At 61.9% G+C, this 12,404-nt stretch carries 8 protein-coding genes and 2 pseudogenes; all 10 read left to right on the top strand.

What is annotated here, in order from left to right:
- Positions 1-6 precede the first annotated feature (6 nt).
- Positions 7-2,682 (top strand): aconitate hydratase AcnA, encoded by a 2,676-nt coding sequence (gene acnA, locus AC1VS5_RS05105; protein WP_481217907.1) that lies wholly within the window; start codon positions 7-9, stop codon positions 2,680-2,682.
- Positions 2,683-2,726: 44 nt separating this feature from the next.
- A complete protein-coding gene (locus AC1VS5_RS05100) occupies positions 2,727-3,839 on the top strand; it encodes a zinc ribbon domain-containing protein (RefSeq protein ID WP_481217906.1) in 1,113 nt (370 codons plus the stop codon).
- Between the two features lie 162 nt (positions 3,840-4,001).
- Positions 4,002-4,553 (top strand): peptidylprolyl isomerase, encoded by a 552-nt coding sequence (locus tag AC1VS5_RS05095; protein WP_022349424.1) that lies wholly within the window; start codon positions 4,002-4,004, stop codon positions 4,551-4,553.
- Positions 4,554-4,580: 27 nt separating this feature from the next.
- Positions 4,581-5,978 (top strand): tetratricopeptide repeat protein, encoded by a 1,398-nt coding sequence (locus AC1VS5_RS05090; RefSeq protein ID WP_481217905.1) that lies wholly within the window; start codon positions 4,581-4,583, stop codon positions 5,976-5,978.
- Between the two features lie 137 nt (positions 5,979-6,115).
- Positions 6,116-7,147, top strand: a complete 1,032-nt coding sequence (gene mreB / locus AC1VS5_RS05085; protein ID WP_019128371.1) for a rod shape-determining protein — start codon at positions 6,116-6,118, stop codon at positions 7,145-7,147.
- A 15-nt stretch (positions 7,148-7,162) separates the two neighbouring features.
- A complete protein-coding gene (mreC, locus tag AC1VS5_RS05080; RefSeq protein WP_481217904.1) occupies positions 7,163-8,185 on the top strand; it encodes a rod shape-determining protein MreC in 1,023 nt (340 codons plus the stop codon).
- 9 nt (positions 8,186-8,194) lie between these two features.
- Positions 8,195-8,773: a hypothetical protein gene (locus tag AC1VS5_RS05075; protein WP_481217903.1), complete on the top strand. Its 579-nt coding sequence runs from the start codon at positions 8,195-8,197 to the stop codon at positions 8,771-8,773.
- Positions 8,774-8,785: 12 nt separating this feature from the next.
- Positions 8,786-10,840: pseudogene (mrdA, locus tag AC1VS5_RS05070) on the top strand (penicillin-binding protein 2).
- A gap of 12 nt (positions 10,841-10,852) precedes the next feature.
- On the top strand, positions 10,853-12,064 hold the full coding sequence (locus tag AC1VS5_RS05065; protein ID WP_144688436.1) for an FtsW/RodA/SpoVE family cell cycle protein: 1,212 nt from the start codon (positions 10,853-10,855) through the stop codon (positions 12,062-12,064).
- Positions 12,065-12,091: 27 nt separating this feature from the next.
- Positions 12,092-12,404, top strand: a pseudogene (locus AC1VS5_RS05060) (hypothetical protein); the annotation flags it as partial.

The raw sequence follows: 12,404 nt of genomic DNA, 5'->3' as shown, positions 1-12,404 counted from the left end.
AGCAGCATGACAAGCTCGCAAGAACCGCGCTTCGCGGAAAAGGCCCTCCTCGTCGACGGGACTGAGTACCGCTATTTCGATGTTTCCGAGGTGCCGGGAAGCGAAGCGCTGCCCGTGAGTCTGAAGATCCTTCTCGAGAACGTCTTGCGCTGTGCGCGGACGCCCGATGAAGCGCGCGTGTTCGCCAGCCGCATCGTCGAAGCTGGCCGGGATGGCCGCTCGGGCGAGGAGATCGAGTTCATGCCGGGGCGCGTGCTCTTCCAGGACTTCACCGGCGTGCCCGTTTTCGTCGACTTCGCCGCGATGCGCGATGCAGCCTCTTGCCGCGGCGCGGACCCCACGCTCGTCAACCCCCAAATTCCCTGCGTCCTTGTCGTTGACCATTCGGTTACCGCCGATGTCGTGTCCTGCAGCGAGGCTGCGCGTGAGAATGCTCGCATCGAGGCGGAGCGCAACGCAGAGCGCTTCTCGTTCCTCAAGTGGAGCGCCGAGAGCTTTCAGAACGTCTCGATCGTGCCCCCGGGGCGCGGCATCTGCCACCAGCTCAACATCGAGCGTTTCTGCACGGTAGCCATGAGCGGTGCCGCTCCCGATGGTAGCTTGTGCGCTTATTTCGATACGCTCGTTGGCACGGACTCGCATACGCCCACGGCCAACGGCATGGGCGTACTCGGTTGGGGCGTGGGCGGCATCGAAGCCGAGGCCGCGGCTCTGGGCCAGCCCATCACCATGATGGTGCCGGCCGTCGTTGGGCTTCGCCTCACCGGCGAGCTTCGAGCGGGTGTGAGCGCCATGGACGCTGCACTTTCGTTTGCCGAGCTGCTGCGCTCGCGTGGTGTGGTGGGCAAGATCGTGGAATGCTTCGGGCCCGGCGTTGCCTCGCTCACCGCTACGCAGCGCGCGACGATCGCCAACATGACTCCCGAGTACGGCTGCACCGCCACCTTCTTCCCGCCTGATGCCGTTACGCTCGACCAGCTTGGCACCTTTGGCCGCACTAAAACAGAGCGCTCGCTGGCCCGAGCATATCTGGAAGCCCAGAACCTGCTCGCCGATACAGCAACCCCGGTCTTTTCGGAGATCATCGACTTCGATCTTGGTTCGGTCGAACCGTCGCTCGCCGGGCCCTCTAGGCCCCATGATCGGCTCGGCGTGGCCGGACTTCAGGCCCGCTTCAGGGCATCGCTGGCGGAGCACGGCCGGCATGCGGGAGGCCGCTTCGAGGTGTCATTCGGCGGGAAGACACATGCTCTGGGCCATGGCGCCATCGGCATCGCTGCGGTCACCAGCTGCACGACGGCGACCGATCCCGATATGATGCTCGCCTGCGGCCTTGTTGCACGCCGCGCGGTAGAGCTTGGCTGCAGGCCGGTTCCCTGGGTGAAAAAGGTGCTCGCTCCGGGTTCGCATGCGACGACCGAGCTCTTGGCGCGCGCAGGCCTTCTTGAACCGTTGGCTGAGCTTGGGTTTACGACGTGCGGCTGGGGCTGCATGAGCTGCATCGGCAATTCTGGGCCCCTCTTCGACCCCATGCATCGCATCGCGGGCGAGTGCGAGCTGGTGAGCGTGCTTTCCGGTAATCGGAACTTCGAGGGCCGCATCTCGCCGGACATCGTTCAGAACTATCTCTGCGCGCCCGCTCTCGTTGTCGCCCTTTCGCTCGCGGGTACGGTCGACATCGACCTTGAGCGCGAGCCTCTGTGCACCGGAGCGCAGGGACCCGTCATGCTCGCCGATCTCATGCCTGATGCGAGCGAGGTCGAGCAACTTCGACGCTCGCTCGTGAGCCAAAGCTTGTTCCAGGGCTCCGATGACGATCTATTCCGCGGGGATGAGTCGTGGAGCGCGCTCAATGCGTCGCGTGGGGAGACCTTCTCGTGGGATGATGCCTCTACCTACGTTCGCCGGCCCACGTTTTTGGACGACGCGCTGCGCTCTGATTCGATTGCTATCGAGGACGCCCGTTGCCTAGCCCTTCTCGGCGATTTCATCACCACTGATCATATCTCTCCTGCGGGCGCCATCGACCCCTCGTCGTCTGCGGCGTCCTATCTCCGCGCGCACGGCGTCGATGATGCCGACTTTAACACCTACGGCGCCCGCCGCGGTAACCATGAAGTCATGATGCGGGGCACCTTCGCGAACATCCGTCTCAAGAACAAGCTCGTTGAGCGTACGGGAGGTTGGACCGTCGACCCGGTGACGGGCGAAGAGGCGACAATCTTCGATGCCGCCGAGTCTGCGCGCCGTGCTCACCATCCGCTCGTCGTTATCGCGGGCAAGATGTACGGATCGGGTTCATCGCGCGACTGGGCTGCGAAGGGCCCGGCGCTTCTCGGCGTTCGCGCTATCATCGCCGAGAGCTTCGAGCGCATTCACCGGTCGAACCTTATCGGCATGGGCATCCTTCCACTCGAGTTCATGCCGGGCGAGGGGGCAGAGACGCTTGGGCTCACCGGTCTCGAGACCTTCTCCATTGGGGCCGTCTCGCTTGCGCAGGGGCTGCCTGAACCCATGACCACAAGCGTGCGCGCCCGCGCCGAGGACGGTACCGTTATCGAGTTTTCCGTGCGCGTGCGCGTGGATACGCCCACCGAGGGCGCATATCTTGCAAGCGGTGGTATCCTACCGTATGTCCTCGACGGTCTCGTGTCTCGCCGCGCGACCGCCCCTTCATCCTAAAACGCACCCTGTAACGCACTACCCACAAGGAGGACGAATTCCCGGTGATTTGCCCGCACTGCCTCAAGACGATTGACGACGGCGCGACCGTTTGCCCCCATTGCCATGCCGAGGTGACTTCCGACGCTGCCCGGCCGCGGCTCGTGTTCTGCGACGGGTGCGGCGCAAGGCTTTCTCCCCATGACCGCACGTGCCCTAAATGCGGTCGTCCGGCGCCGGGTATTCTCTCCACGGCTGCCTCGGCGTCCGATCTTGCAGCCGGAAAGACCGCAAGCTTTCCGCGCCTCACGCAGGCGGCGATCGAGGCTGAGCTTCCGCATGCTGAGCCGGTCACTGCGAGAAGCGTGCTCAATGATTCCCTCGACCCTTGTGCGACCAACGTGCTCGATCGAAACCAGCTTGACGCCCACCTCGGCGCCAAGGGCCGTTCGAACGATGCGGATCCCTACCACAAGCGCAAGCGTCCCATCAAGGCGATCGTGCTTTCACTCCTGTGCATCGCACTTGTAGGTGGTGGTGCCGCCTTCGTGGCGCTCGACCCCTTGGGTGTGATGCCATCGGTCTATGCGTGGGTTCAGCAGTCTGCGAGCGATATGTTTCCGAGCCGCGCGGGCATGGGCGGATCATCGAGCACCGAAGACCAGCAAGCAGAAGATGCCGAAGGCGATTCCGCGGACGATGCGCAGACAGAGCCGCTCCAGGACGAGGCTCTCTCCGATGCCGCTGCCTTTGAGCGCCTGAGTGCGGCCTATGATGCCATCGTTGCGATCAATGGGGGAGAGCGGTTTGCCGACGCCATCGATTCGTTCAACGCCTCGTACCTCTCGTCGAGTCTCTCTGCTCGCCAGCAGGCCTCGACCGGTGCCTACGATTTGCGTGAAGAGCTTCAAACCATCATGGACGACCTTGACTGCATGCAGCTTGCCGAAGGCTCTGCCTATGAGGAAGACCGCGCTAACGTGCGTCAGCTCGCCGCATGGATGTATGAACGGATTGACGCCATCTGCGCCTCTTGGGACGTCTCGCTCAGTTATCCAGATGGCGAGCGCATGTCCCAGCATCAAGACGAGATTTTGAAGCCCATGCGCGCGGCGGGAAACACGGCACGCGATAACTACTACGCCCATGTCTCGGAGTGGGAGCCCGAGGAGAAGTAACCTCGCGCGCGATCAAGGCTGGTGAGTATCTCGGTCCCGGCCGCGGTTCAATGAGCTTTCAGAGCATTCAGCCCGCTCCGGCGGCTACTTTGTCAAAAGGATGAAGTGCGCAGGTTCTTGCTAGAATATTCTCGATTATGACGATACTGCGGAAGGAACGAGATGTTTGGATTCGCTCAGCCTGAGCTGCATACTCCTGAATACGACGTTATGGGCGATGAAGTGGCCGTATTCGAGACGTCGAAGGGTACCGTCCGCGTCCGACTCGATGGCGAAGGCGCTCCCATACACGTAGGCAACTTCTGCGAGCTCGCCACGATGGGGTTCTACGACGGGTTGAAGTTCCATCGTTACGTTCCGGGATTCGTTATCCAGGGCGGCGATCCCAACACGCGCGACATGTCCGGCGAGGATGTTGCGGCGGGAAAGCCTGGGCCCGACGGAATGCCTGGCACCGGCGGTCCCGGCTGGCGCATCAAGGCTGAATTTGCATCCAATCCCCGCAACAGCCATGTTGACGGTGCGCTCGCCATGGCGCGCTCCCAGCATCCTGATTCCGCTGGGTCGCAGTTCTACTTCTGCCTTGGCCCGCAGCATAATCTTGATTCCGGCTACACCGTGTTCGGCACCACGATCGAAGGGCTCGACGTTATCGGCCAGCTGCGCGCGGGGGACGAGATCCGCCACATCGAGATCGTCCACGAAGCCGTCTAGTCCGCCGCATCATCGAAGGAGAATCCCGTGAACGCAGAATTGCTCGAGCGTGCCCGCGCCGCTTATCGCGCAGGCGATTTTTCCACTGCTGCACAGATGTTTTCCGCCTGCAAGGAGAACTCGGAGGTTGCTGGCGAGGTCGATCACCTTCGCGGTAACTCCCTTATGAAGCTCGGCTTGGCCCGCGAGGCGGCATCTGCCTATGCGCTCGCCCTGAACGACGCTGCTTATGGCAAGCGCGGCGCGCTTCTTACGAATGAGGGCAAGGCTCTTTCTGCCATCGGCGATAACGAGGGCGCCGTCCGGTGCTTCACCGAGGCGCTCCAGGACAGCACCTATGCCACCCCGTACAAAGCGCAGCTCGGCCTTGGCCGGGCGCTCCTCGCTTTGGACCGCGTTGCCGAGGCGGGCACGGCGTTTCGCCAGGCGGCGATCGACGGCGCGAACCCTGCGCCCGCGTCTGCCCTTGCCCAGCTTGGTGACTGCTTCGTGAAGCTCGGACGTCCGGGAGACGCCATCGAATCGTTCCGCACGGCGCTCGATTTTGCCGGCCCTCGTGACGACGCGCGTTCGATCAACGCAGGGCTCGGATGCGCCTACGCCGCCTCTAACCGGCCCACCGAGGCGCTCGAGGCGTTCCGTCAGGCCACGGCCGATGGGCTTTATCAGCTCACGCCCGAGCAGGAGGAAGCGCGCGGCCGCGCACAGGATGCGCTCGACGCTGCCTCTGCCCGCAATGCGATGGCGCCTGCGGGTGCTTCCGGGCTCGATAACACGATCGACCCGCTCGACCCCCTCGGTAAGTCCGGTGCGCTCATGCCCGATCCCTCCGACACCGGCTTCTTCAAGATGACCGAGGCCGAGATGATCCAAGAGGACAAGCGCCAGATGAAGATTCGCCGCAAGCACCGTCATACGGGGCTCAAGGTCTTCATCGTCTTCCTCGTTCTGCTCGTTATCGCTGCTGGCGGCCTTGCCTTCGCCTATACGCGCGGGCTCGGCTTCCCCTCGCAGCAGGATGCCCTGAACGGTCTTTTCGACGCTGCCGCTAACGAGGGCGATACGAACGCCTATCTCGCCTCAGGCCTCTCTGATGCGGCCAAGGCGTCGATCGTCTCGTCGATCCCCGATGGCGCGACCGCTACGATCACCAACATGGACCAGTCTATGACTGAGTCGACGGCTCTTGTTACGGTCGAGCTTCCTTTGGGCGGCACCCCTCAGTACGATGTGACCTTCGTGCGCAGCGACAACCATATCGGTTGGGTGGTGAGCTCCTTCGATCTCCATTACGATGAAGACACCTCCGCTTCCGATTCGGCCTCTTCGTCTGATACCACTGCCGAGACCGATGCCGCATCGAGCTCCACGGTAGATACCGCGCAGGGTTCGGCTTCCGATGGATCGAGCGCCGCTGCGGAGTAAGCATCGCGCTCTTGTGGTGTTTGACGAGATACGTCTGCCGCCATCATCGGTTGGTTGATGAGTGGGCTACACTTTGACCAGATTCGCGCGTGTGCGCCGTTCGAGCAATGTGATAAGGGGAAACGTTGTTTTCTTTGATGGATATGCTGTTTGGCCAGTATGCAGGCGACCTCGCCATAGACCTGGGCACCGCCAACACGCTGGTCTCCGTTCGCGGGAAGGGTATCGTGATACGCGAGCCCTCCGTCGTTGCGATCGATAAGAATGATGACCGCATCCTCGCGGTTGGCATCGAGGCGAAGCGCATGCTCGGCCGCACGCCGGGCAATATCGTGGCAGTGCGCCCGCTCAAAGACGGCGTCATCGCAGACTTCGATGTCACCGAGGCCATGCTTCGCTACTTTATCGACAAGGCTTCCGATAAGCGCTACCCGTGGACTCCGCGTCCGCGCGTGGTGGTGTGCGTGCCGTCGGGCGTTACCTCGGTCGAGAAGCGCGCGGTCTTCGAGGCCACCATGTCGGCCGGCGCGCGCCAGGCCTATCTCATCGAGGAGCCGATGGCTGCGGCCATCGGTGCCGACCTCCCTGTTGAGGAGCCTACGGGTTCGATGGTCATCGATATCGGTGGCGGTACGACCGAGGTCGCTGTCATCGCAATGGGCGGCATCGTCGTCTCGCAATCTATTCGCGTTGCCGGCGATGAGTTCGACCAAGCGATTCTCTCTCACGTGCGCGATGCCTACAACCTCGCGATCGGCGAGCGCACCGCTGAGGACATCAAGATCAAGGTCGGTTCCGCCGTGCCGCTCAAAGACGAGCTCGACGTTGAGGTCAACGGCCGCGATGTGATCACCGGCCTGCCCAAGACGGTTCGCATCGAGAGCGAGGAGATTCGCCGCGCGCTGCAGAAGCCGCTCGAGGAGATGGTCAAGGCCGTGAAAGACGCGCTCGACGCCACCCCGCCGGACCTCGCCTCGGACCTCATGTACTATGGCATCCTGCTCACGGGCGGCGGCGCGCTCCTGCGCGGCCTCGACGTGCTTCTCCGCGATGAGACGGGCGTCTCGGTCAACGTGAGCCCTACGGCGCTCGATAACGTGGTCAATGGCTGCGCGCGCGTCCTCGAAGCCAATGCCTTCGATGGCGGGTTCGTCCAGAGCAACGCCTAAGGGGGAACATCGTTCGTGCCGCGCTCGCAGGGGTTTTCCACCAGCCTGAACAATCTCAGACAATCGACGGGGCTGCGCCCCGTCATTGTTCTGTGCGTCATATCGATCCTGCTCCTCACGTTTTACATCCGTGAAGGGGAATCTGGCCCCATCCATGGGGTACGCTCCGTGGTGACCACGATCACCAGCCCGGTGCGCTACGCCGGCTCGGTTGTCGCTTCCCCCTTCAACGCACTCGGCAACGTCTTCTCGAACCTCACCGCCTCCCAGGAGACGCTCTCCGATCTCAAAGCGCAAAACGAGGAGCTCACTGCTCAGGTTGCCGAACTTTCGGAGGCCCAGGAGACCGCCTCGCGGCTTGAGAGCCTCCTTGGGCTGCAGTCGACGTACAATCTCGAATCCACGGCCGCTCGCATCATCGGCGAATCGAGCGATGCATGGTCGCGTACGGTGACCATCGATAAGGGTTCCGCCGATGGTTTTGCCATCAATATGCCCGTCTGCAATTCTGCGGGCGTTATCGGCCAGATTATCGAGGTTTCCGCCAATACCTCTACCGTTCGTCTTATCACCGACGAGAATTCCGGCGTCTCGGCCATGGTTCAGAGCACGCGGGCACAGGGCATCTTGCAGGGCCAGCCCGACGGCACCCTCCGCTTGGAATACGTCACCACCGATGCGGATGTGCAAGAGGGCGACATCATCGTCACCTCGGGCATCGGCGGGGTCTATCCCAAGGGGCTCCCGCTCGGCACCGTCTCTACGGTGGTTCGCGAGGAGAATGCTACCTACTACACTATCACCGTCACGCCCGCCTCATCGGATACGGAGAACAACGAAGAGGTTCTCGTGATCACTTCGCTTACCTCTGATCAGCAGGCGAGCGATGAAGAGGTGGCGCAGGCCAACGATGCGCCGCAGGGTACGTCGCGCACATCTGGCTCAGGCTCCCCTGGATCTTCTGGATCCACAGACAACTCTGGCTCCAGCAGCGGCGGCGATGGAGACGGTTCCGGCTCCTCTTCGGATGGGGAGTAGGTGAGCGCCATGGATTTCCGTGATTCGGGCCCGAGCCAGCGCTCGCTCGTCATACTTGCAGTCGTCGCCTGCGTGATTCAGGTAGCGCTCTCACCCCAGATTTCCATCTTTGGCGGGCGCTTCAACGCCATGCTGGTGCTTGCCGGCACCCTTGCGCTCACGGGAAACGCCCCTCGCGCGGTGTACGTCGGGTTCTTCGCGGGCCTGTTCTACGACCTTACCGCATCGGTGCCCGTAGGCCTCATGACGCTGCTGCTCACCATCGGGTCGTTTGCGCTCTCCCATGTCTCCAATGCAGGCACCACGGGTTTCTCGGGCACGTCGATTCGTCTCTTCTTTGTGTTCTCGATCGTCGTGTGCCTCGCCAACGGCATCGGTCTTCTGCTCTTAGGGTACGAGGGAGATATTCTCATCTCGCTCGGTGCCCACGGACTCATGTCCGCGTTGCTGAGCTGCGCGCTCGCCGTACCCTTCCTCATGGTTGCTGGAAGTGCCAACCAAGGGCGCGGGGGCTTCACCGCTAAGGGGAAGAGCGGAACGCGCTTTAAATCGTCTTCTTCGGGCAAGCGATTGCGAAACCTGCGCTAGGGGGTGTGAGGAATGGATGCCCAGCTTGTCGTCATCATAGCCGGCGCCGTCCTCGTCGCCGCCATCATCGGGTCGCTCCTTATCATGAGGGGCTACTCGGGCAAATTCACGTTCGATACCAAGAACGGCACCAAGCCAAAGGCCTCCGAGGGCGAGGGCAATACGCAGGGGCTTGCCTATAAGGGAAGGTTTACCCTGCTTGCCGTAGGCGTTGGCGCGATGTTCGCAACACTCATCTCCAAGCTCTGGAGCATGCAGATGGTGAGCTCGGATTATTATGACGAGCTTGCTGTAAGCAATCGCACGAGAACCGTGACCACATCCGCCCCTCGCGGCCGCATCCTCGACCGCAACGGGGTTGAGCTCGTGCGCAATCGCGCCTCGCTCGCGGTGACCGCGTATCGCGATCTTGCCGACGACCCCGTTCTCGTTCGCCACTTGGCAAATGTCTTGGGCATGCCCTATGTGGCCGTTCGCCGTAACATCCAGGACAATACCGAGGGTGCGCAGGCCCAGCATACGATCGCGACCGATGTGCGCCGCTCGACCGTTGCCTACATCCAAGAGCACGCTGGCGAGTTCACGGGTGTCTACGTTGCCGATCGCACGGAGCGTGAGTACCCTTACGGCACCCTCGCTTGCCATGTGCTCGGATACACCGGCACCATCACCTCCGAGCAACTCCAGGAGCAGGAGGAGGCCGAGCAGACCGAGGGCAGCATCGAATACCGATCCGGCGACGTGGTGGGCCAGGCAGGCGTCGAGAGCCGCTACGAGCGCTTGCTTCAAGGCATTCGCGGTGAGCAGACGGTGACGATCGATGCTTCCGGCAACGTTACCGGACAGGTTGGGGAGGTACCTGCGCGCGCAGGCTCCGATATCCGCCTCACCATCGACGTGAATATTCAGAAGGCTTGCGAAGACGGTCTGGCGTACGCCATCGAGGTTGCGCATCGGGCTGGCTACGGCAACGCGCAATGCGGCGCCTGCGTGTGCCTCGACTGCACGAACGGCGAGATCCTCGGCATGGCGAGTGCGCCCACCTTCGATCCATCGGTTTTCGTTGGCGGCGTCTCGTCTGACATCTGGTCGCAGCTCAATAGCGAAGAGTCGCAAAACCCGCTGCTCAACCGTGCGGTTGGTGGTCAGTACATGTCCGCCTCGACCATCAAGGCGTTCTCCGCGCTCGCCGGGCTTGAGTATGGCATCTATTCGTCTTCCCGAACGACCAACTGCACTGGTTGGTGGACGGGCAACGGCGAAGCGTACGGCAAGTACTGCTGGAACCACAGCGGCCATGGTCCGTTGAACCTTAGAAACGGCATCGTGTACTCATGCGACCCGGTCTTCTACGACATCGGCCACGATTTCTACTACGACGAGGAGAATCCCGAGGGTTTGCAGGAGATGTTCCGTCGCTGGGGCCTTGGTTCCAAAACCGGTGTTGACCTGCCGAGCGAGGCCTCTGGTCGCGTGCCCGATGCTGAATGGAAGAACGAGTACTTCTCAAGTTATTCGGATGAGGACCGTGCTTGGAACCCGGGAGACATGACGAACATCGTTATCGGCCAGGGCGATATCTTGGTCACCCCGCTGCAGATGGCTACGGGGTACGGTGGCATCGCCATGAACGGCTTGGAATACACGCCGCACGTCTTCCTCTCTGCCGTCGCACGCGATGGCGAGGGCGATGCCTATCTCTACAACGAGTCCGGTACTAAGGAGCGCCTGACCGCCGAGGTGAACGACCAGAGCGAGCTCGATCTGGTACACGACGCACTTTAAGGCGTCATCTATGAGGAGACCCCGAGTACGACGGCGCACTTCACCAATCTGCCGGTACGCGTTGCCGGCAAGACCGGAACGGGCGAGAAGTCGGGTGAGGATCCCTACTCCTGGTTCATCGTGTACGCCCCGGCCGATGACCCGAAATACGTTGTTGCAAGCTTGGTCGAACAGGGCGGGTACGGCGCCACGACCTCGCTGCACGCCGTGCGCCACGTTCTGGGCGTGATCTACGACTCGCCCGACGACGCTGCCGTCTCGTTCAGCGATACGACCCGCTAGGAAGGAGGAACCATGCCTGCTGGATCTCATGCAGCGCCTCGCGGCAAAGACAGCCTGTCGCGCGTGAACAAGACGTTGAGCTCGGCAAGGAGCTCCTTCCGCTCCCAGGTCCATCTTGGTGTCCTCGTCGCGTGGGTCGGCCTTCTGCTCTTTGGCACCGTTGTCATCTGGACGGCGTCGCTCTCGATAGCGGATGCATCTTTTTCGCGCCACCTGCTCGGCATCGGCATCGGCGTCGTCCTCGCGTTCCTCACCTGGCGGTTCGTCGACTTCTCCAATCTTCAAAACCTCTCGACCGTGCTTTTGGTCATCGATATCGTCTTGGTGTTCCTGCCCAACGTACCAGGCCTTCAGTACAGCGCCATGGGCATGACGGGCTGGATACGCATCCCGTTAATCAACCTTACCTTCCAGCCCGTCGAGCTCGTGAAAGTCGTGACGATCTTTTTCATGTCGGCGCTTGGGGCGCAGTACCATGGCAAGATCGACACGCTCCGTGATTACGTCAAGCTGTGTGGCATGCTCGCGATACCCTTCGCATGCGTCATCATTCAGGGCGACCTGGGAAGCGGCCTCGTCGTGTTCGTTTCGGGAGCCATCGTGATCATGATGAGCGGAGCGCGCAAGGAATGGGTTCTCATGACCCTTGCGCTCATCATCGGACTCGTCTCGCTCATGCTCGCGACCGATTCCATCATCGACGGCGTTCTGGGGGATAGCCGCTCATTTATCAAGAACTACCAGATGAACCGCCTGCTCGTGTTTCTCGATCCCGAGGCCGATACCTCCGGTGCGGGGTACAACCTGCAGCAGTCCCTCATCGCCGTAGGCTCGGGAGGGTTTTTCGGCAAAGGGATAGGCAATGCGACGCAATCCACCTCGGGCTTCCTGCCCGAGGCGCATACCGACTTCGTGTTCGCCCTGCTCTGCGAGACCTTCGGTTTTGCCGGCGCCTTCGTGCTCCTCGCTCTCTTCGCCCTGCTCATGTTCTCAACCATTCGCATCGCCATCAAATGCGAATCGCTCTTCTATCGCCTCGTGTGCGTTGGGTTCGTTGGCATGTGGCTGTTCCAGATTTTTGAGAACATCGGCATGTGCATCGGGCTTATGCCCATCACGGGTATTCCGCTGCCATTCATCAGCTTCGGATCTTCGTCTATGATTGTCCAGTGCTTGATTATCGGCATCATCCAATCGATCTGGCGTCGCAGGGGCGCCCGATAAGCGGTTTGGGAAGGTATGGGACGTGCGATGAGGCTACCGATCGATGCGCTTGCCCAGGCGCTTAAGCTGGGTGCATCGGCAAAGAAGGATTCCGATACGCCGGTGCGCGTGGCGGTCTACGTTGACAGCTCCGCGTCGCCGTTCGTCATCGAGACGGTGCGCGACGCACTCGTTCCGCAGACGACGTCTGCTCTCGTACGTGTGGAGCGCTTGGGTGGAGCGCCGATCGAGGTTCGCGCCGACACCGACGTCGTACTTGTTCTTTCGTGCGGGTCCGAGCGTCTTCAGCCCGCTGTGCAGGAGATGCTCGTGGCGGGTGCCCCGGTCGCCGTGGTTGCCG

Source organism: Enorma sp., assembly GCF_982429025.1.
The sequence above is the reverse complement of the archived record's forward strand: the minus strand, read 5'-3'. Positions and strand labels throughout refer to the sequence as shown.